The sequence below is a fragment of the Zafaria sp. Z1313 genome (assembly GCF_050563205.1).
Classification (GTDB): Bacteria; Actinomycetota; Actinomycetes; order Actinomycetales; family Micrococcaceae; genus JAZDCJ01.
Window position 1 is genome coordinate 26,985 of sequence record NZ_JBNWUK010000001.1, and the last position, 19,907, is coordinate 46,891.

Genomic DNA, 19,907 nt, shown 5'->3' on the forward strand with positions numbered 1-19,907 from the left:
TCATGGAAAAGCGCGCGGCGGGCCGCGCAAGGTCACGGACCCCGGCCCGGGGGCCGGAGGGCATCGGCGGGTGGGGTGCCGCGGGCCCGGTTCAGACCCTCTCGAAGAGGTCCAGCGCCGCGAGGTAGGCCTCGTGGTAGCTCGGAAACTGGGCCACCTGGTCGCGCAGGACCCCGATCGGCAACTCCGCGCGGATCGCGAGCGCGGCGTAGTGGATCCACTCTCCGGCCTGCGGTCCCACAGCCCACGCGCCGAGCAGGACGCCACGGACGACGTCGGCCAGCAGTCCGAGCCGCGTCTCCGGGTCCCGCTCATAGGTCCATGGGCGGGCCAGGGCCTCCGCCGCGTCCAGCTCGACGGCCTCCACGTCGAAGCCCCGCTCCCTGGCCTGTCCCGCCGTCAAGCCGACGGCTGCGATCTCGGGGATGCTGAACACGACGCGCGGTATGCCCGCGTAGTCGGCCGTGGGAGTCCTTCCGAGGATCGCCTCGGCCACGATGCGTCCTTGGTACTTGGCCACGTGGGTGAACGGCAGGCGTCCCGTGACATCGCCGACGGCCCAGACGCCTTCGGCCGCGCGGCACGTCGAATCGACGACGACGGCTCCGCGATCGTCCACGACGACGCCTGCCGCCTCCAGCCCGAGGCCGTCGGTCCGCGGGCGGCGTCCCGTCGCGAAGACGACGGCATCCCCCGAGACCTCCCGTGGGCCGCCGCTTCCCTTGAGCTCGAGGGTGCTGAGCCCGCCGCGCCGCGTGGCCCGGTGCGGGGCGGCGCCGAGGACGACGTCGATGCCCGCCTCCCGCAGTTGCGCGGCGGCAAGCTCCGAGACGCGCTGCTCCTCCCGCGACAGGAGGCGGTGGCCACGATGAACCAGCGTGGTCCGGACGCCGAAGCCGGCCAGGAACGTCGCGGTCTCCACCCCGACGGCGCTGCCTCCGACCACGACCACCGAGCCGGGCAGCTCCTGCACGGAGTACGCTTCCCGGTTGGTCCACACGGTGATGTCCCCGAGCCCCTCGAGCGCGGGCAGCTCCGGAACGGTTCCGGTGGCGATGACGAGGTTCCGTGCCTGCAGCGTGCGCCCTCCTGCGTCCACGCGTCCCGGGGCGGTCACCGTGGCGTGTGCCTTGACGACCGTGGCGCCACGTTCCTCGTAGGCTGCCGATTGTGCCGAGTCGTCCAGGTGGCGGACCATGGCGTCCCGGTACTCCGCTGCCGCGCGCCAGTCCAGAACGGCGCCGGTGGCGCCGGGAGCGCGGCCCGCCGCGTGGACCGCCTCGGGCCCGCGCAGGAGCGTCTTGGAAGGGATGCAGGCCCAGTATCCGCACTCGCCGCCGATCAGTTCCCTCTCGACGACCGCGACTTTCTTCCCGGCGGACAGCAGGCGGTCGGCCGCTACCTCGCCTCCAGGGCCCATGCCGATGACGATCGCATCGAATTCCTCAACCATGCGAGCCACGCTCCCACATGCGTTGGCCCCGGGGAAGGTGCCCGCGACAGGCAGGAGGAAGCGCGATGCCCGTGCCGCGCCCGAGCGTCCCGGGCGATCCGCGGGCGATGGGCGGGAGCCGTCCCGGGCCGTCGGCTGGCCTGTGCCGCCCCCATTCCCCACTGTCGGTGCCCTCCGCTAGCGTCTGGGGCATGGACATCATCCTCGTACCCGGTTTCTGGCTCGACGCGTCGTCATGGGACGACGTGCTGCCTCCCCTGCTCGCCGCCGGCCACACCGTGCACCCCCTGACCCTTCCAGGCCTCGAATCGGTCGACGCCCCGCGCGCGGGCATCGGCCTGCGCGACCACATCGACGCCGTGATCGAGGTCGTCGACGGTCTCGAGGGCCAGGTCGTGCTCGTCGGCCACTCCGGTGGCGGCGCCATCATCCACGGTGTGGTCGATGCCCGGCCGGACCGCGTCGCGCGGGCGGTCTACGTGGACTCGGGACCGCTCGGCCACGGCGGAGTGATCAACGACGAGCTACCGGCCGAGGGCGACTCGATTCCCCTGCCGGACTGGGAGGTCTTCGACGACGAAAGCCTCGCCGATCTCGACGACGGGCTGCGCGAGGCCTTCCGCGCCCGGGCCATTCCGCAGCCCCGGGGCGTTGCGGAGCAGGCTCAGGTGCTCGGCAACGAGCGCCGCTACGACGTCCCGGCGACGGTCATCACCTGCGAGATGCCCGGGGATCTCCTGCGCGAGCTCATCGCCAAGGACCACCCGTACGTGGCAGAGCTCGGCAGGATCAAGGATTACGAGATCATCGAGCTGCCCACGAGTCACTGGCCCCAGTTCACGCGCCCCACCGAGCTGCGCGAGCTGATCCTGGCCGCCGTCGAGAAGGCGGCCGGATAGCGCGGTCAGACAGCGGCTGGATAGCGGCTGGATAGCGGCTGGAAAGCGCGGCCTCAGCCGCCGAGCCACACCGACTGGGCGCCTGCGTCGCCGATCAGGATCACCTGGACGGTCGACGCGAGGGCGAACAGGAGCCCGACGACGCTGAGCGCCGTGTGCACCCACGGGACACCGGCCAGGGCACCCTCGTTCAACTGCGCGACGAATCCGGGGCGTCCCAGGTGCAGCACGGCCGCGACGACGAGGAACACGGCCGTGGCCACGGTGAGCGGCACGATGTACTCGGCCAGTTCCTCGTGGCGTTCCAGGATCGGGGAGCTACCGGTCGTCTCCAGCAGCTGCTCGCCCGTGGCCCGCGCCGCGATCGCCCCCGCGACCGAGGCGAGCGCGAAGAGCCCGGCCAGCGGCGCCATGGCCATGCGCCACCGCGGAACCAGCGCCGCGGCCGCGAAGACGGCGGTCAGCGGGATGAAGACCACCACCACGTGGATGATGAGCGGGTGGAGCGGGATGCCGTTGATCATGCCCGCATTATCGCGCCGCAGGCGCCGATCCGTTCCCCCTCGAGGCGAAGAATTCTCCGAGCCGTGATCCGCGTCCGGCCCCCGCGAGCGCGGCAGGCCGTGCCCCGGGGAGCACGAGAGGCGGCCGCTTCGTGTTGTTGGATGGACGCATGGCCACTTCCCGTGAACTGCTGACCATCCATGCCGAGATCCTCGGGGCCGATCCGTCGATCTGGCGCCTCGTCGAGGTGGATTCAACGCTGCCGCTGGACCGCTTCCACAAGGTGCTCCAGGAGGCGTTCGGTTGGGACGGCTACCACCTGCACCTGTTCATGGACCGCTCGCCCGACGAGGACGTCCGCCGGGCCCTGCGTGTGGTGCCACGGACGTGGCTTATGGAGTCCTCGATCGACGAGGGCCTCGAGGGCTTCCCCGAGGAAGAGGAGACGGTCGGCGGGGCGCTCTCGATCGGTCAGGGCAACCTCTACTACGAATAAGACTTCGGTGATTCCTGGATCCATCAGCTCCGGCTGATCTCCTCGCGCCCCTTCGCCGACGGCGAGCCGCTGGCGTCCGTGCTCGACGGCGCCCGCCGTGCCCCGCTCGAGGACAGCGGCGGGATCGGCGGCTACCGGCAGTGCCTGGAACTATGGGCCCGGCGTGACGGCGAACTCTCCGAGGACGAGCGGCAGACGCTCGAGTGGGTGCGTGGCATGGCGGGCCTGACGGGGGAGTTCGATCCGGGCGAGTTCGACGCGGGCTTCGCCAACGCCGCCGTCCGCGCCGCGGTGGGTGGTCCGGGTGCCGGGGACGACGCCGGGGCCGCGCCCCAGGCGCTCGGCCTGCGGTGGATCGCCGAGCAGGATTCCTACGGTCGGCGCTGGCTGCGGAGCCTGGCCCGTGCCGCGGGGCTGTGGGGGGAGCAGCCTCTTTCGGCCGCCGATCCGCTCGTCGCTCCCGGCGTCGACGCGGTGCTGGCCGCTGCCGGTCTGGACCTGGAGACCCTGTTGAAGCCGCTGATCTGGTTCGTCCTCGAGGCCCACGAGCGGGGCTTCGAGCTCACGGACACCAACCGTCTCAAGAAGGTCGAGGTCGCCCGGATCGTCGACGAGCTGGGCTGGCAGGATCCGCACCCCTACGGAACCGAGCAGAAGACGGAGAACGGATACCCGGTCGTCGCCCGGCTGCGGACCATGGCCCTGGAACTCAAGCTCGCCCGCCGGCAGGGCAAGCGCCTGACCGCGGGCACGGGCGCGGTGCGCCTCGCGTCGAAGCCGGAGAACCTGTGGGGGAGGGTCGTCGACTGGATCGAGGACCGCGGCCACGGGACGCTCCGCGACGAGACCGTGATCGAGCTCCTCGTCACCGCAGGAGGCCCAGGGCTTAAAGCGGCGCGGGACTCCATGGCGAGGCACGAGCTGGTCAACCGGGCCATGGAGGTCATCGGCTACACGAACTCGCAGGGCGGACCCCTGATGGGCTACGTGCCCCCGCCGGAACGCTACCTGGCGCTGATGCACACCCTCGCCGGCCCGCTCCGCTCGCGGCTCGGCAGCGAGGGGCACCAGGAGGCGGAACGCCGCCGCACCGCCATCGCCCGGGCGCTCCTGCTCTCCTGATCCAGGCGTCGTCGCGGACGCTTCGGCAGGTCTCGGCGCGATACCGGCCCGATGGCCACTCCGGCGTGTTCGCGGTCCGGGGTCAATCGGGGCTGGAATCCGGCGCCGGCGGCCGCGGTGCGGCGTGTGCGTCGTGGTGCCTGGGGTGCAGCGCCTCCTGCTCCTTCAAGTGCTTCTCGAGCTTTTCCTCGGCTTCCCGGCGGCGCTGCGCGAGCGATCGCAGCTCCTCGTGGCTTTGGAAGACCTCCTCGTGGTGGCGGGCGGAGGAGCCCCGCTTGCGGTGCCCCGATCCGGACCCTGGCGTCGTGGAATCCGATGGTGTCTGCATACGGCCATCGTCGCACCGATCACGGCCGGCCGACAGGGCCCCGCGGCGATCTGGTCGCCGGGCCAGGTCCCCGGAGGGGAGGCCCGAGGCGCCGTGCAGTACGAGCGGTACGCCGGCGGAGGCGCCGCGGATCCGCCCGAGCAGCTCCCCATCCAGGCGCGGCTCGCCGCGGTAGCTGCCGTGGGCGTTGCCGATCGCGACGGCGAGGAGGTCCGCGCCGGATTCCTCGAGGAACCCGGCCACGAGCAAGGGGTCGGTCATCCCGGAGGGGACGTCCGGCGTCGTACCCCGGCCCCGAGGACGTGGCGCTTGAGGTCGTCCAGGGTCTGGTCCATGTGTTCCAGCATCGCGCCACGGGCCCCTCTTTTCGTCTGTTGTCAGATCACCGCCCCAGTCCGTTCCCCGGGCTCCGTCAGCGTCCCAGGTACTCGAGCAACACGGCGGCCGCCGCCGTCGTCCCCGTTTCCAGGGCCGGACCCAGTTCGGGGCCGAAATGGGGGGAGTGGTTGACCGGGAGCGGTCCCGCCGCCTGATCGAAGCCGCCGAAGAACCAGTACACGAGCGGGACCCCGATCGCGTCCGCAAGTCTCCCCACGTCCTCGCTGCCCATGAGCTGCGGCTGCACCTGGTCCTCGCCGAGCGCCCGGCCCAAGGCGGCCGCGACGCGGGTGGTCTCGGCGGGGTCGTTGTAGCGGCGCGGGAACCGGGAGATCGGCTCGACGAGCGGCTTCGGCGCTCCCGAGGCGGCGGCCTCGGCCGCGACGATGCGTTCGACGGCTTCCAGGACCCGCGACCGGGCCTCCTCGCCCGCGGTCCGGATGTTCAGGGTCAGCTCCGCCCGCTCCGGGATGATGTTCTCCTTCAGGCCGGCATGGAACGTGCCCACCGTGACGACGGCCGGTGTGAGCGGCCCCAGCTCGCGGGAGACGATGGTCTGCAACCGCGTCACGAGGTGCGCCCCCATGACGATGGGGTCGATCGAGTCCTGGGGCTGCGAGCCGTGGGACTGCCTGCCGAAGAGCGTGACCCGCAGGGAGTCCGCCATCGCCATCGTGTTCCCGCTCGAGTAGGCGACGCGCCCCGAGGCGAGGGGCATGAGGTGCTGGCCGAGGACGATTCCGGGCCGCGGGGCCTTGTCCCAGAGGCTGTCGGCGACCATGGCGGCCGCGCCGGCGCCGGTCTCCTCGCCCGGTTGGAAGACGAGCACCAGCGTTCCCGCCCAGTCCTCGCGGCGGCGCAGGAGCACGGTCAGCGCGCCGAAGGCGGTGGCCACGTGCGTGTCGTGTCCGCAGCCATGCATGACGGGGACCTCTGACCCGTCGGGCAGGAGGCCCGTCGCCGTGGAGGCGTAGTCGAGCCCGGTGTCCTCCGCGATGGGCAGGCCGTCCGTGTCCGCCCGGTAGGCGACGACCGGGCCGTTGCCGTTGCCGTTGCGCACGATGCCGACGACGCCGGTCCCGCCGCAGCGGAAGTGCTCGATCCCGAGCGCTTCCAGCCGCTCCTCGATCAGGGCCGCGGTGGCGTGCTCCTGCATCGACAGCTCCGGGTGGGGGTGCAGGTGGCGGTAGAAGGCGTGCTGATCGGCGCGCTCGGCCTCGGTGAGGGTCAGGGCTGCGGTGGCGGTGGTCATGGGGTGGTTCTCCTTCGGCGCTACGGCTGGGATTCGGTGGTGGCATCGGCGGGGCGGCCCGTGTGCCGGGTGCGGTCACGGAGCAGCCACGAGAGCGAGATCGTGAGGACGACGACGATCGCGGTGGCGAACAGGCCCAGGGTCGGGAATGCCGGAACGACGACGAACAGGAAGAGCAGGGACAGCCCCACGGCGATCAGGGTGGGCCGCAGCTGCCGCATCGTCACGACGGCCTGGACCAGCACGGCGCCGAGCACGGAGGGAAGGATGTAGAGCCGGGCGACCTCGATGACGTCGCTCGGGATGACGCTGATCAGCCAGGTTCCGAGGAACCCGACGAACACCAGGAGGGAGACGAGGTGGACGGTCGCCGCGCCGCAGATGGCCATGACGGCGGTGAGGTCGCCACGTCGGGTTCCGGCCTTGGCGCCGATCGAGGACTGGGCGACGATGGCCGCCGGGAGCAGCTTGTTGGAGATGTTGCCGATCATAAACGCCTGGTACATGGCCGATGAACCGAGGATCGGGAAGTAGGTGACGGGTTCCAGGACCCACAGGACGCCGAAGGCGGCCGCGACGCCGATGAAGGCGAGCCAGATCTGCTGGGCCGCGAGGTCCATGCCGGTGAAGAAGGCGACGTAGACGGGGCCGATGAGTGACAGGGCCAGGCCGATCATCATGGTGACCCGGCCCCAGCGGTTGGTGGTGGCCTCGAAGCCGGCCATTCCGGCGGCGGCCCGGGATTCGGTGACGGTGCTCATGGGTTTCCTTCCCGGGTCCTAGAGGGTGTGGGCGAAGTAGGCGGTGAAGAGGGCGACGACGATCGCGATGCCCAGCGCCCATTCCTTGAGCCAGTGCGCCTTGAGCGTCCTGGCCAGGAAGAGGCAGCCCGCCATGACCGCGGCGGAGACGCCGACGGTGACGGCGTGGACCGCGGGCTTCGGCAGCTCGGCGATGGTCAGCATGCTGAAGGCCCCCAGGAGCGCCGCGCAGGGGATGATCGCCATCGCTGCCGGGTTGACACGGGCGAGCGAACTGCTGCCGCGCTTGAGGATGGGGGTCAGGATCAGCGTGGCGAGCATCCACATGGCTCCGGACAGGCTCATGACGATGAAGGCGAGAGCGAAGACCTGCTGCGTGTAGTCGGGGCCGCCGAGCGTGGCGCCGACGCTGTTCGCGGCGATGCCCGCCGAGGCCGTCTCGGCCGCCGCCGAGCCGATCAACCCGATCCTGACCAGGACGGCCGGCGTTCCGAAGAGCGCCAGGAGTGCGATCGCGACGAGCAGGACGGCGAGCGATGGCCCGACCGAGGCGACGGCGCCGGCCCGGTAGGCGCCCATGACCTCGCGGGTCTCCATGCCGATCTCGGGGCCGGCCCTGCGCGCGGCCTTCATGTAGATGAAGGTCTGGACGAAGATGACGGCGAAGACGCCGAAGGCGCAGAACCAGACCACGGGGTTGTTGGCCAGGGCCAGGAGGTCCGTCGAGGCGGGATCGGCGGCGGTGGGAAGCGGTCGGTGGATCATGGTCCCAGCGACTCCTCCAGGGGAAAGGTGAGGTGGATCACAGGGGAACCGGGGCGCCGCGCGGGCTACGCCTCACCGGGGTTGAGGCGTCCGCCCCGCTTCCGGGCGTGGAGCAGGAGGGTCGTCTCGATCGCCTCCGCGTCGCGGGTCCACTCGGACCGTGTCGTGAAGTCGTACAGTGCCGCGTTGGTCTCGAAGACGACGTCGGCCACGACGTGGCGCTCGCCGGCGACGGCCGCCGCGTAGCGGACCTGGGGATGGGAGGCCAGCGAGCGACCGAGCTGCTCGACCTTGTCGGGGGAGGCCTTGAGCCAGAGCATCGCCTCGACGGGCCGTCCGGCGACGAGCGGCTCGACGAGCGCCCGGATCTGCACCCGGCGGTTGGCGAGGATCCACTCGAGCCTGCGCGCCGCCGTCGTCTCCGAGGTCGACGCGCGCCGGGCGAGGGTCTCGATCGTGGCCCGGCCGTCCTCGAACAGGACGTCGGCGAGCCTCCGGTCGATGCCCTCGAGCGGCGCCTCCGGGATCATGCCCGAGGTCTCGGGAACAAGCGGCGTGGTCAGGGCATTGACCTGTTGCGGCGTCAGTGCTCCCAGGTTCCACTTGCCGAGCGTGCGGAAGTACCGCAGCACGGGGTAGCTGAACGCGCGGACCAGCCCGACGGTGGCAGGGATCTCGTGGGTGAGGACGGGGCGCATCCGTCCGTGGTCGAACAGGAGCTCGGCGACGCAATCGGCCCCTGTTGCGCCGGCGGGCCCGGGCGTACAGTTCGGTGTGGGGGAGCAACCCCTGATTCCACGGGGACCCCGTTCCCAACGAGGAGGCACGCCATGCCCATCAAGGATCCAGGCCGGCACCAGTCCAAGAAGGTCGGCAAGAGCATCAAGCAGAAGCGCGCGGAGAAGCGCGCCAAGGCCGCGGGGACCCCGCTCATCGACACGGGCAAGACGTCCCGCCAGCGGCACTGACACACGACGGCGGGTCCGGGCTACCGGGCCCGCCGTTTCGCTGCCCGGCGGGCCCGCATCCCGCGGGCCGGGCATGACCGACGGAACGGACGGAGCAGGAGGAATCGATGGATGCCATCACGGACTGGATCGAGGAGGAGGACGGCCGCTGCCTGGTGGTCGTGGAGGCACGGATCGCCGCGGCGGCGGAGGCGGTCTGGGAGTCGGTGGGGACCGGGCCCGGCTACACGGCGTGGTTCGTGCCGGCCGAGGTCGAGCCCGGCGAGGGCGGTGGTGTCACGATGCACCACGGGAGCTTCGGTGACTCCGAGGGCACCATCACGGCGTGGGACCCGCCGCGCCGGATCTCCTACGACGAAGGGGGGTGGATGGGCGAGGACACCCCGGTGCCGCCGTGGTCCACGGAGGTCGAGGTGGAGGATCCGGGCGACGGTGCGCCGCTGGTGGTGCGCCTGACCTCTGGCCTGTTGGAGGACGGGCCGCGCTGGAGGGAGCAGATCCTGCCGACGCGTGAAGGATGGGTGGGCGCGGTGCGGATGCTCCGCGAATACCACACGCACTTCGCCGGGCTTCCTGCGGCCCAGTTCATCGTCCAGGTCGAGCCGGGCGGGAACGACGTCGTGACCGGGGTGGGTTCCCTGGACGACGGCGGTGTCCCCGGCCCAGTCCCCGACCTCGCCGAGGCGGCGGGGCTGGCCGGGGTGGAAGCGGGTCGTCCGGCTGTCACGGCCCCTGGCGTGCCGCCGCTGGCCGGGACGGTGATCGCCCGGGATCCCGGATCCGTGACGCTGCGGGTCGACGGCGCGGGGATCTACGAGTTCGGCACGGCCGAGTTCGGCCCGACGCGCATGCTCACGGTGCGGGGCTACCTCTACGGGGTCGACGCGGCCGAGCGCGCGGCCGCCGAGGAGCGGCCCTGGCGGGACTGGGTCGAGTCGCTCCTGCGCTGACGGGACCGACGGGCCGGGCGGTCTCCGGCCGCCACGGCGTCCGTGCTCCGTGAGGCATCGAGGGCTGCTCCAATCCGTCGCCCTTCCCGCTCCGAACAGCCTTGCGACAGCCCGTACCGGAGACGGAAACGGGATCCCACGGCGGGCAACCGCCGATCGGTTGAAGGAGCATCATCATGAAGACCCTGAACCGCAGGTTCGCAGGAGCCCTCGGAATCGTCGCCATCGCCGGACTGGGCCTGACGGCTTGTGCCGGCGGTGCCGATCCGGGCCAGGATCCGTCCTCGCCGGAGGGCGGCAATGCCACGTCGGCCCCGGCATCCGCTCCGGCGACTTCGGAAGCCGCCATGGATCCGGCTGCCGGCCTGGTCGGCCCCGGCTGTGCCGCCTATGCGGAGCAGGTGCCGGACGGCGCCGGATCCGTCGAGGGCATGGCCTTGGATCCCGTGGCCGTAGCCGCGTCCAACAACCCGCTGCTGACGACCCTGACGTCGGCCGTCTCCGGCGAGCTGAACCCGGACGTCGACCTCGTCGACACGCTCAATGGCGACGAGTTCACCGTGTTCGCCCCCGTCGACGAGGCGTTCGCCGCCATCCCCGAGGCGGATCTGACAGGCGTCGTCGAGGACTCGGAGATGCTCTCGAGCGTCCTCACCTACCACGTGGTCCCCGGCCAGCTCACTCCCGACGAGGTCGTGGGCCTGCAGGCGACCGTTCAAGGGGCGGACGTCGAGGTGACCGGAAGCGGTGACTCCTTGATGGTCAACGACGCCAACGTCATCTGCGGCGGCGTGAAGACGGCGAACGCCACCGTCTACCTGATCGACGCGGTCCTGATGCCGCCGGCAGAGACGAAGTAGCCCGCCGTTACGGCGGTCGGCCGGACCCGGGGGACCGCGCCGACCGCCTCGGCACACCGCGCCACATGCCGCGAGGACACACTAAAGCAGGAGGAGGGGTGGGACATGGACTACGGGCATGAGAGCGTGGACCCCATGCGCCTTCCACGGATCCGGATCGCGGCGGAGCGGCCGCCGACCCAGGAAGATCTGCTGCGCCGTGTTGCCTTGGGGGACGAGGACGCCTTCGAGGCCCTCTACGACGCCGTGGCACCCGTGGTCTTCGGCCTGGTCCGCCGCATCGTCCGCGATCCGTCGCAGAGCGAGGAAGTGGCACAGGAGATCTTCGTCGAGGTCTGGCAGAAGGCCGTCCTCTTCGATGCGGATCGCGGCAAGGCGCTGTCGTGGATCTGTACCGTGGCGCATCGCCGGGCCGTCGACCGGGTCCGTGCGAGCCAGGCCAGCCGTGACCGGGACCTCCGCCAGGGGATCAAGGAGTTCCAGGAATCCTACGACGACGTCCAGGACCAGGCTGTCCTACGGGCCGACGGCGAGCGCGTGCTCAAGGCCCTCGACTCCCTGACGCAGGCCCAAGGCGATGCCATCCGCCTGGCCTACTACGGCGGCTACACGCACCAAGAGGTCGCTGGACTGCTGCAGGTCCCGGTGGGGACCGTTAAGACGCGGATCCGCGATGGAATGATCAGACTACGGGACATGATGGGGGTGGCGTGATGGAAGAGAAGGACTGCCGGATGACCGGCGTGCACGCCCTCAACGCGCTGGGTGATGGTGAACGGGAGGCGTTCGAGCGGCATGCCGCCGCGTCCCCGGAGAGCGCGCAGGAAGCCCGCGAGCTCGCGGAGACCGCGGCACTGCTGGCCTTGGGAACGCCCGAAGTCACCCCTCCTCCGAGGCTCAAGAAGAGCGTCATGGACGCCATCCGCAGCACGCGGCAGCTGCCCGCGGTCGCCGCCCCGGCCGACGCCGATGACGGTGTCGACACCGACGCCGACGCCGGCTCGAGCGATCCCGAGACCGCCCCGGCCGTGGAGTCCCCTCGACCCCCCTCGTCCGTGCCGCCCGCCGCCAGCCCCGGCTCGGAGGCACCGACGGGGCCGGCGGTGCCGGCGGCGACCAAATGGTGGGCCCTCGCGGCCGGGCTGCTGCTGCTCGCGACGGGTGGCCTCGCCGGTGTCGTGGCCGTGCAGCAGAACGAGCAGTCCCGCCTGCAGGAGCAGCTGACGGCCGCCCAGTCCAGCCAGGCCGCCCTCCATCAGCTCTTCGCGTCGAGCGACCTGAAGACGGCGGTCCAGCGCCTGGACGACGGAGCTACGGTGAGCCTGAGCTACTCGGCGGCCGAAGGCATGATGGCGGTCTCGACCCGCGGGCTGCCCGAACCGCCGAGCGGCCACGGCTACGAGCTGTGGCTGATCTCGGGCGACGGCGCGACCCCCGCGGGCATGCTCAGCGCGGAGGCCGTGTCCGCGGCCGAGCTGACGATGGTCACCGGCCCCATGGAGGGGGTCACGCACTTCGGCATCACGGTCGAGCCCGAAGGCGGTTCCCCGGCGCCCACGACCGACCCGATCGTGTTGCAGGAGCTGTAGGCTTCCCGTATGCGGGAACTGGTGCTGGCCCTCCGGGTCGGGGGAGCGATCGCGATCTTCGCCGCCCTCACCGCGCAGCTGATCAACACCGTCAACTTCGAGTCGGCCGGCGCGGGCCACACCGCCTTCGTGGCCGTGAACTTCTTCAGCTTCTTCACGGTCGAGTCGAATCTGATCGCCGCCGCCGTGCTGGCCACGGCGGCGGCCTATTCGCTCGGATCGCTTCCGGAGCCGGCCTGGCTGGGGCCGGTCCGGGCCGCGGCGACGACCTACATGGTCACGACGGGCGTCGTCTACAACCTGCTGCTTCGGGGCGTGGAGCTGCCGATCGGCTCAGTCGTCGCCTGGTCCAACGAGATCCTCCACGTCGCGGGACCCGTCATCGTCGCGCTCGACTGGCTCGTGGCGCCGGGGCGCCGCCGGCTGCCGCCGCGCACCCTCGCTGGGATCGTCGCGTTCCCGATCGCGTGGGCCGCCTACACGCTGGTCCGCGGTGCGCTGACCATCGATCCGCGCACCGATGGGCACTGGTACCCGTACCCGTTCCTGAACCCGGGGACGTCGGCGAACGGCTACGCCTCGGTGGCGTTCTACATCCTGCTCATCGCCGCGGTCATCTGCGTCGTCGGCTCGGGCGTCGTCCGGATCGGTGCCGCGGCCCGGGAACGGGCTGCCGCGGAGGACCTCGCGGACGCCACGGAATACCCGCAGGAGGCGCACGACGCCGGGGCCCCGCCCACGCGCGCCGCCCGCCCCGGGCAGGGGGAACCGCGGGCGGGACAGCGGGCGACGCGGGAGTAGGCGGCTGCCCGTCGCGCCCGGGGCCCGAGGTGCTCTCCGCCGTGGCGCTTTCCTCCATGGCGCATCCGGGGGATCCTGATCCCATCCGTTCCGCCCGCGGCTCCGAACCGGATCCGACCGCAACGGGAAGGCAGGCTCATCATGAACCACGCGCACGGAATGGGCTCCAAGCGGCCCTGGCCCTTTGCCGTCGCCGGGCTGGCCTCCGCCGCACTCCTGTTCGGAACGGCCGAGCTCGTCTCCGCGTTCTTCGGCGGATCGTCGTCGCCCATGGTGGCGATGGGCGGGTCGTTCATCGACATCACGCCGCCCTGGCTCAAGGACCTCGCCATCGGCTTGTTCGGGACCGCGGACAAGATCGCGCTCTTCGTGTCCATCGCCCTCGTCGCCGCGGTGGCCGCGGCGGGGATCGGCCTGCTCTCGAGGCGCCGTCCGAATGCCGCCTACGCAGCCATCGCGGCCCTCGGCGTCGCCATGTCCGCGAGCGTCCTGAGCCGTCCGGCGACCGGGCCGCTCGACGTCGTGCCGACCATCGTCGGCGTGTTCTCCGGCCTCGCCGCGTTGGCCTTCCTGCGCCCCCGGGCCGAGGCCGCCCTGCAGGAGGGACCGGTGGCCACTGAACTGCGTACGGAAGGCGGGGCTCCGGCGTCGTCCGGCGGGTCCGGGAGGCGGGCCTTCCTGGCCTGGGCCGGTGCGGCGGCGCTCCTGGCCGCGGCGGGAACGCTCGCCGGGCGCGCCGCCTCGGGGGTCCGCAACCTGGCAGCGGCGACGCGGGACGCGCTCCGCCTGCCTGCGCCCGCGAGCCCCGCGCCTCCGCTGCCCGACGGCCTCGAACCGGGAATCGAGGGCATGCCGCCGTGGCAGAGCCCAAACACGGGCTTCTACCGGATCGACACGGCGCTCGTCGTGCCGGAAGTGGATCCCTCGACGTGGTCGCTGCGCGTCCACGGTCTCGTCGAGGAGGAGTTCACGCTCGGCTTCGACGAGCTCCTGGCCCTCGAGCTCGAGGAGGCCTGGGTGACCCTGACGTGCGTCTCCAACCCCGTCGGCGGCGATCTGGCCGGCAACGCCCGGTGGCTCGGCTACCCGGTGCGCAAGCTCCTGGACCGCGCCCGCCCGCTCGACGAGGCGGACATGCTCCTGTCCACGAGCATCGACGGTTTCTCCGCCTCGACCCCGCTCGAGGTGCTGACCGACGAGCGGGATGCGCTGCTCGCCGTCGGCATGAACGGCGAGCCGCTGCCGCTGCAGCACGGCTTCCCGGTGCGGCTCGTGGTCCCCGGACTCTACGGCTATGTCTCGGCCACGAAATGGGTCGTCGACCTGGAAGTGACCCGTTTCGACGAGAAGACGGCCTACTGGACGGACCGGGGCTGGTCCGATCGAGGGCCCATCAAGCTCGCCTCCAGGATCGACGTGCCCCGCGGGTTCGCGCGCGTCCCGGCCGGTTCCGTGGCCCTCGGCGGGACCGCGTGGGCGCAGCAGCGCGGGATCTCCGGCGTGCAGGTGCGGATCGACGACGGCGACTGGGTGGAGGCCGAGCTCGCCGCCGAGGCCTCCGTCGACACGTGGAGGCAGTGGTCCTACGCGTGGGCCGACGCCGCGCCGGGCCGGCACACCGTCACGGTGCGCGCCGTCGACGGCGACGGCGAAGCGCAGACGGCCGAGCGGGCCGACCCGGTCCCGGACGGGGCCTCGGGATGGCATTCGGTGACCTTCACGGTCGAGTAGTCCGGCGTCGGGGCATCAGGGAGGTGTCCGGCAGGTAAACCACACACGTCGGCGCCGCGGGCGGCGGACTGTGGCGCGCGACACCTTTCCGGCATAGGGTCTAGTCACAGAGGCCGTTGGCCTGTGACAGGTGCCGACGGTCTTGGACACGAGAAGTGTGGACAAGACGATCTGGAGGCCTGTGACAATGCCCAAGAATCAACCACCCGCGGCGGCCCGCCGCCGGCGTCGTGCCACCGTGGTGGCCGTCGCAGCGGCGGGCCTCCTGCTGTCCGGGTGCGGCCCGGCGGAGGAAGGGCCGCCGGTCCTGACCTGGTACATCAACCCGGACGACGGCGGACAGGCGGCGCTCGCGCAGAAGTGCACCGCCGACGCGGGCGGCGACTACCGCATCGAGGTCACGCTCCTGCCGTCCGACGCCTCGTCCCAGCGCGAACAGCTCGCCCGGCGCCTCGCCGCCGGCGACACCTCGCTCGACATCATGAGCCTCGACCCGCCCTTCATTCCCGAACTCGCCGAGCCCGGATTCCTGGCTCCCGTCCCCGCCGACGTCGCCCAGCGCACCACCGGGAACACGCTCGAGGGCGCGCTCGCCGGGGCGATGTGGAAGGACGAGCTCGTCACGGTCCCGTTCTGGGCCAATACGCAGATCCTCTGGTACCGCAAATCGGTCGCCGAGGCCGCGGGGCTGGACATGTCGGGCTCCGTCACGTGGGACCAGATCATCGACGCCGCCCGCGACCAGGACAAGCACCTCGGCGTCCAGGGGGCCAGGGCCGAGTCGATGACGGTATGGGTCAACGCGCTCATCGAATCCAGCGGGGAGAACATCGTGACCAACCCGGAGGCGACGGCCGACGAGGTCCGGCTCGGCCTCGAATCGGAGGCGGGGCGCAAGGCCGCGGAGATCGTCGCCACGATCGGCCGGGAGGGCCTCGGCGGTCCCGGCCTGCCGACCCAGGCGGAAAACGAGTCGATGCTGCAGTTCCAGGGCCAACGCGGCTCGTTCATGGTCAACTGGCCGTTCGTCTGGCCCGCGACCAACGCCGGCGTCGACGCGGGCAACCTCGACGCCTCGCTCATCGAGGACATCGGCTGGGGCGTCTACCCGCAGACGGTCGAAGGCACGCCGTCCGCGCCGCCGCTCGGCGGCATCAACCTGGGGGTCGGGTCCGAGAGCCGGAACCCGGAGCTCGCGTACCAGGCGATCGAGTGCATCGTCTCGACGGAGAACCAGGTGGAGTACTTCGTGACCAACGGCAACCCGCCGTCGGACTCCACGGCCTACGACGACCCGTCGATCATCGAGCAGTTCCCGATGGCCGAGACCATCCGCGAGTCGCTCGACCAGTCGGCGCCGCGCCCGCAGACCCCGTACTACAACGAGGTCTCCACGGGGATCCAGCAGAACTGGGCCCCGCCGTCGGGCGTTGATCCCGACACGACGCCGAAGAACACTTCCGACTTCATCACCGAGGTCCTGAGAGGGGAGAGGCTGCTGTGACTACCACCACCGGACCCCGGGCGGAGGCACGGCGCTCGAGGAACCAGAACCAGAAGATCGTGCTCAGCGACCGCCGGCGGGCCGAACGCCGGCTCGGCTGGTGGCTCGCCGGCCCGGCGTTCGTCATCATGCTCCTCGTGACGCTGTACCCGATCCTCCAGGCCGTCTGGGACTCGCTCTTCAACTTCCGCCTCACGGCGCCCGACGACCGCGGGTTCATCGGCCTGAAGAACTACGCCGTCATCCTCACCGACCCGGTCTTCTGGAACGGCCTCGGCGTCACGCTGCTCATCACCGTCGTCACCGTCGTCGTCGAGCTCGTGCTCGGCTTCGCCCTGGCGCTCGTGATGAGCAAGGCGCTCAAGTCGGTCCGCGGCTGGCTGCGGACCGCGATCCTGGTGCCGTACGGCATCATCACCGTGGTCTCCGCGTTCGCCTGGTTCTACATGTTCGACATCAACTCGGGCTTCGTGAACAGCTGGTTCGACTGGGTCCCGGGCATCGGCGAGGAGACCAACTGGTTCGCCGGCACCTGGACCTCGCTGTTCGTCATCATGGCCTCCGAGATCTGGAAGACCACCCCGTTCATCTCGCTGCTGCTGCTGGCCGGCCTGGCCCAGGTGCCCGACGAGCTGACCGAGGCGGCCAAGGTCGACGGCGCCACCTGGTGGCAGCAGATGCAGCGCGTGATCCTGCCGAACATGAAGGCCGCCATCATGGTGGCCGTCCTGTTCAGGGCGCTGGACGCCTTCAGGATCTTCGACAACGTCTTCATCATGACGGGCGGCGCGTACGGCACGGAAGTGCTCTCGCTGCTCGCCTACAGGACATCGATCGGGCGCCTGGAGATCGGGCTCGGTTCGGCCGTCTCGGTGCTGCTGTTCATCTGCGTCCTGCTGATCTGCTTCATCGCCATCAAGCTGTTCAAGGTCGATCTGGCCGGTACCCGGGGAGGAAAGTGATGCAGGGCTCCAAGACCAGGACCCGGATCGTCTGGGCCGTCATCTCCGTCGTCGTCGTCCTCTACGCGCTGTTCCCCGTGGCGTCCATCTTCGCCACGAGCTTCAAGCAGCCCTCCGACCTCGCGAACGGCAAGTTCCTGCCGACCCGCTGGTCCAGCGTGAACTACGAGCAGATCCTCGTCGGGGACGCGCAGGAGCTGTTCCTGAGCTCCTTGCGCAACTCAATAGGGATCGCGCTCATCGCGACCTTCGTCGCCGTCGTCCTCGCGACCCTGTGCGCGTACGCGATCGCCCGGCTCGACTTCCCGGGGAAGAAGCTCATCCTGACCACCGCCCTGGCGGTCTCGATCTTCCCCGTCATCTCGATCGTCACCCCGCTGTTCAACGTGTGGCGCACGATCGGGCTGTACGACACGTGGCTCGGCCTCATCATCCCCTACCTCTCGCTCACCCTGCCGATCTCGATCTGGACGCTCGCCGCGTTCTTCCGGCAGATTCCGTGGGAGCTCGAGCAGGCCGCGCAGGTCGACGGGGCCACGACGTGGCAGGCGTTCCGCAAGGCGATCGTCCCCCTGGCCGCGCCGGGGGTGTTCACGACGGCGATCATCGCGTTCTTCATCGCCTGGAACGACTTCGTCTACGGCATCTCGCTCACCTCCACCGAGGCGGCGAGGCCCGTCCCGGCGGCGCTGGCGTTCTTCACGGGCGCCTCGCAGTTCGAATCGCCGACGGGGGCGATCTCGGCGGCGGCGATCATCGTCACCATCCCCGTGGTCCTGCTGGTGCTCCTGTTCCAGCGGCAAATCGTTTCCGGCCTGACCCAGGGCGCCGTCAAGGGCTAGGGCCCGCACCATTCGAAAAGGACTGTTTCCATGGCATCGATCACCCTGAAGAACATCGTCAAGAAGTACGACGACGGCTTCCCGGCCGTCAACGACGTGTCCATCGACATCGCCGACGGGGAGTTCATCATCCTCGTGGGCCCGTCGGGCTGCGGCAAGTCCACGCTCCTGCGCATGATCGTGGGACTGGAGGACATCACGAGCGGCGACCTGCTCATCGACGGCAAGCGGGTCAACGAGAAGGCGCCGCGCGACCGAAACCTGGCGATGGTGTTCCAGAACTACGCCCTCTACCCGCACCTGACGGTGTTCGAGAACATCGCGTTCCCGCTCCGCCTGGCCAAGGGGAAGTTCACCGAGGAGCAGGTGCGCGAGCGCGTGACGTCGGCGGCGAAGACGCTGGAGCTGATGGACCACCTGGAGCGCAAGCCCGGCAACCTCTCCGGCGGCCAGCGCCAACGCGTGGCCATGGGCCGCGCGATCGTCCGGCAGGCCGACGCGTTCCTGTTCGACGAGCCCCTGTCCAACCTCGACGCCAAGCTGCGCGGGCAGATGCGCTCGGAGATCTCGCAGATGCAGCGCCGCCTCGGCACGACGTCCGTCTACGTCACCCACGACCAGACGGAGGCCATGACCCTCGGCGACCGCGTGGCCGTGCTGAAGAAGGGCCTCCTGCAGCAGATCGCCTCGCCGCGGGAGCTGTACGAGCAGCCGGTGAACCTGTTCGTCGCCGGATTCATCGGCAGCCCGTCGATGAACTTCCTTCCGGCCACGCTCGACGGCACCGTCCTGAAGACCCCGATCGGAGACATCCCGGTTCCCGAGGAGAAGGCCGCCGTGGCGCGTGGGAAGGACGTCGTGCTGCTCGGCGTGCGGCCCGAGTTCTTCGAAGACGCCTCGCTCGTCGAGGAGCACAAGCTCCAGCACGGCTCGCGGTTCCAGGCGGAGCTCACCCACACCGAGTGGCTCGGCAACGAGCAGTACGGCTACATCGACTTCGAGCCGAGCCCCGAGGTGCGGGACCTGCTGCAGGGCCTCGCGGCGGACATGGACGCCGAGGAGCTGCGCCCGCAGGTCGTCGTCACGCTCGACGCCGCGAGCCGGATCCGTGGCGGGCATCCGGCGGAGTTGTGGCTGGACACGCGCCGCCTGCATATCTTCGATCCCGGCTCGGGGGAGAACCTGACCCGCGACGCCGAGGCCGGCGCGCGCCTGACGGAGCAGGCCGCCGAGGAGCGCCAGGAGCAGATCGAGCGCGCCAAGCAGAACGGGGCCGCCGTGTCCTGAGGCGTCCCCGCGCGGTACGTCGACGAGGGGCCCGGCCGCGTGCCGGACCCCTCGGGCGTGCGGGGTCCGGCCCCTTGACTCTGGCGTGGGCAGGTCTACCGTTGGCAGTACCAGCGGCATAGGAGGTACTTGTCATGGCTGGACCGTTTCACCACGTACACCTCGACCGCCACGATCCCGTCCGGGAGCAGGCGGCGCACAACGGCAAGGTCCTGATCGTCGCGGGCCTGCTGGTCATCGCCCTCTTTTCGGCGTTCGCGATCGTCGTCGCCGTCCAGGGCGGCGGCCTCTCGCCCGTCGTCATCGGGGCCGTCTTCGGCCTGCTCATGATCGGCATGGGGCTCGTCCGCTGGTTCGTCGGGCCGAGCGCGCTCGACTACCCCGGCGGATTCCATCCCGATCAGCGCGGCGGCTAGGACGCCCGTCCCGCCGCCGGCGCGGGAAGCCGACGCGGC

At 70.8% G+C, this 19,907-nt stretch carries 21 protein-coding genes and 1 pseudogene; 15 read left to right on the top strand and 7 right to left on the bottom strand.

Annotated features, from left to right (window positions below; genetic code table 11):
• Positions 1 to 91 precede the first annotated feature (91 nt).
• Positions 92 to 1,453 carry a dihydrolipoyl dehydrogenase family protein gene (locus ACQ3I4_RS00135; RefSeq protein WP_329859566.1) on the bottom strand — a complete coding sequence of 454 codons (1,362 nt, stop codon included), beginning with the start codon at positions 1,451 to 1,453 and terminating at the stop codon, positions 92 to 94.
• Positions 1,454 to 1,644: 191 nt separating this feature from the next.
• Between ACQ3I4_RS00135 and ACQ3I4_RS00140 the strand changes: the two genes are divergently transcribed.
• Complete coding sequence (locus ACQ3I4_RS00140; RefSeq protein WP_329859567.1) at positions 1,645 to 2,352, top strand: alpha/beta fold hydrolase; 708 nt, start codon at positions 1,645 to 1,647, stop codon at positions 2,350 to 2,352.
• 53 nt (positions 2,353 to 2,405) lie between these two features.
• On the opposite strand, the gene ACQ3I4_RS00145 is transcribed toward ACQ3I4_RS00140, so the two are convergent.
• On the bottom strand, positions 2,406 to 2,876 hold the full coding sequence (locus tag ACQ3I4_RS00145) for a DUF2231 domain-containing protein (RefSeq protein ID WP_329859568.1): 471 nt from the start codon (positions 2,874 to 2,876) through the stop codon (positions 2,406 to 2,408).
• A 149-nt stretch (positions 2,877 to 3,025) separates the two neighbouring features.
• Here ACQ3I4_RS00145 and ACQ3I4_RS00150 point away from each other — a divergent pair, with 149 nt between their 5' ends.
• The gene (locus ACQ3I4_RS00150; RefSeq protein ID WP_329859569.1) at positions 3,026 to 3,352 is read left to right on the top strand and encodes an IS1096 element passenger TnpR family protein; all 327 of its coding nucleotides are present in this window, start codon (positions 3,026 to 3,028) and stop codon (positions 3,350 to 3,352) included.
• Between the two features lie 12 nt (positions 3,353 to 3,364).
• Positions 3,365 to 4,474 (top strand): annotated as a pseudogene (locus ACQ3I4_RS00155) (IS1096 element passenger TnpR family protein); the annotation flags it as partial.
• An 82-nt stretch (positions 4,475 to 4,556) separates the two neighbouring features.
• On the opposite strand, the gene ACQ3I4_RS00160 reads toward ACQ3I4_RS00155, so the two are convergent.
• From ACQ3I4_RS00160 to ACQ3I4_RS00180, 5 genes are all read right to left on the bottom strand, one after another.
• On the bottom strand, positions 4,557 to 5,063 hold the full coding sequence (locus ACQ3I4_RS00160; RefSeq protein ID WP_430632581.1) for a class II fructose-bisphosphate aldolase: 507 nt from the start codon (positions 5,061 to 5,063) through the stop codon (positions 4,557 to 4,559).
• Positions 5,064 to 5,214: 151 nt separating this feature from the next.
• Positions 5,215 to 6,432 carry an amidohydrolase gene (locus ACQ3I4_RS00165; protein ID WP_430632582.1) on the bottom strand — a complete coding sequence of 406 codons (1,218 nt, stop codon included), beginning with the start codon at positions 6,430 to 6,432 and terminating at the stop codon, positions 5,215 to 5,217.
• Between the two features lie 20 nt (positions 6,433 to 6,452).
• Positions 6,453 to 7,193 carry a hypothetical protein gene (locus tag ACQ3I4_RS00170; protein WP_430632583.1) on the bottom strand — a complete coding sequence of 247 codons (741 nt, stop codon included), beginning with the start codon at positions 7,191 to 7,193 and terminating at the stop codon, positions 6,453 to 6,455.
• Positions 7,194 to 7,211: 18 nt separating this feature from the next.
• The gene (locus ACQ3I4_RS00175; protein ID WP_430632584.1) at positions 7,212 to 7,958 is read right to left on the bottom strand and encodes a DUF5058 family protein; all 747 of its coding nucleotides are present in this window, start codon (positions 7,956 to 7,958) and stop codon (positions 7,212 to 7,214) included.
• 65 nt (positions 7,959 to 8,023) lie between these two features.
• A complete protein-coding gene (locus ACQ3I4_RS00180) occupies positions 8,024 to 8,656 on the bottom strand; it encodes an Lrp/AsnC family transcriptional regulator (RefSeq protein ID WP_430632585.1) in 633 nt (210 codons plus the stop codon).
• A gap of 132 nt (positions 8,657 to 8,788) precedes the next feature.
• Between ACQ3I4_RS00180 and ACQ3I4_RS00185 the strand changes: the two genes are divergently transcribed.
• The 12 genes from ACQ3I4_RS00185 (at position 8,789) to ACQ3I4_RS00240 (ending at position 19,868) form a co-directional block, all read left to right on the top strand.
• Complete coding sequence (locus ACQ3I4_RS00185; RefSeq protein WP_329859577.1) at positions 8,789 to 8,926, top strand: hypothetical protein; 138 nt, start codon at positions 8,789 to 8,791, stop codon at positions 8,924 to 8,926.
• A 107-nt stretch (positions 8,927 to 9,033) separates the two neighbouring features.
• The gene (locus ACQ3I4_RS00190) at positions 9,034 to 9,876 is read left to right on the top strand and encodes an SRPBCC family protein (protein WP_430632586.1); all 843 of its coding nucleotides are present in this window, start codon (positions 9,034 to 9,036) and stop codon (positions 9,874 to 9,876) included.
• A 176-nt stretch (positions 9,877 to 10,052) separates the two neighbouring features.
• Positions 10,053 to 10,736 carry a fasciclin domain-containing protein gene (locus ACQ3I4_RS00195; RefSeq protein ID WP_430632587.1) on the top strand — a complete coding sequence of 228 codons (684 nt, stop codon included), beginning with the start codon at positions 10,053 to 10,055 and terminating at the stop codon, positions 10,734 to 10,736.
• Positions 10,737 to 10,871: 135 nt separating this feature from the next.
• Positions 10,872 to 11,450: an ECF RNA polymerase sigma factor SigK gene (sigK, locus tag ACQ3I4_RS00200; protein WP_430632786.1), complete on the top strand. Its 579-nt coding sequence runs from the start codon at positions 10,872 to 10,874 to the stop codon at positions 11,448 to 11,450.
• 20 nt (positions 11,451 to 11,470) lie between these two features.
• Positions 11,471 to 12,325 (top strand): anti-sigma factor domain-containing protein, encoded by an 855-nt coding sequence (locus ACQ3I4_RS00205; RefSeq protein WP_430632588.1) that lies wholly within the window; start codon positions 11,471 to 11,473, stop codon positions 12,323 to 12,325.
• 9 nt (positions 12,326 to 12,334) lie between these two features.
• Positions 12,335 to 13,126 (top strand): Pr6Pr family membrane protein, encoded by a 792-nt coding sequence (locus ACQ3I4_RS00210; protein ID WP_430632589.1) that lies wholly within the window; start codon positions 12,335 to 12,337, stop codon positions 13,124 to 13,126.
• Between the two features lie 141 nt (positions 13,127 to 13,267).
• Positions 13,268 to 14,857 carry a molybdopterin-dependent oxidoreductase gene (locus ACQ3I4_RS00215; RefSeq protein WP_430632590.1) on the top strand — a complete coding sequence of 530 codons (1,590 nt, stop codon included), beginning with the start codon at positions 13,268 to 13,270 and terminating at the stop codon, positions 14,855 to 14,857.
• A 187-nt stretch (positions 14,858 to 15,044) separates the two neighbouring features.
• Entirely contained in the window at positions 15,045 to 16,361 is a 1,317-nt protein-coding gene (locus tag ACQ3I4_RS00220) for an extracellular solute-binding protein (RefSeq protein ID WP_430632591.1), read from the top strand.
• Positions 16,358 to 17,323, top strand: a complete 966-nt coding sequence (locus ACQ3I4_RS00225; RefSeq protein WP_430632592.1) for a carbohydrate ABC transporter permease — start codon at positions 16,358 to 16,360, stop codon at positions 17,321 to 17,323. The genes ACQ3I4_RS00220 and ACQ3I4_RS00225 overlap by 4 nt, the downstream gene beginning before the upstream one ends.
• Entirely contained in the window at positions 17,323 to 18,165 is an 843-nt protein-coding gene (locus ACQ3I4_RS00230) for a carbohydrate ABC transporter permease (protein ID WP_329859585.1), read from the top strand. The genes ACQ3I4_RS00225 and ACQ3I4_RS00230 overlap by 1 nt, the downstream gene beginning before the upstream one ends.
• A gap of 30 nt (positions 18,166 to 18,195) precedes the next feature.
• The gene (locus ACQ3I4_RS00235; protein ID WP_430632593.1) at positions 18,196 to 19,452 is read left to right on the top strand and encodes an ABC transporter ATP-binding protein; all 1,257 of its coding nucleotides are present in this window, start codon (positions 18,196 to 18,198) and stop codon (positions 19,450 to 19,452) included.
• A gap of 134 nt (positions 19,453 to 19,586) precedes the next feature.
• On the top strand, positions 19,587 to 19,868 hold the full coding sequence (locus ACQ3I4_RS00240) for a hypothetical protein (RefSeq protein ID WP_430632594.1): 282 nt from the start codon (positions 19,587 to 19,589) through the stop codon (positions 19,866 to 19,868).
• Positions 19,869 to 19,907: the final 39 nt, after the last annotated feature.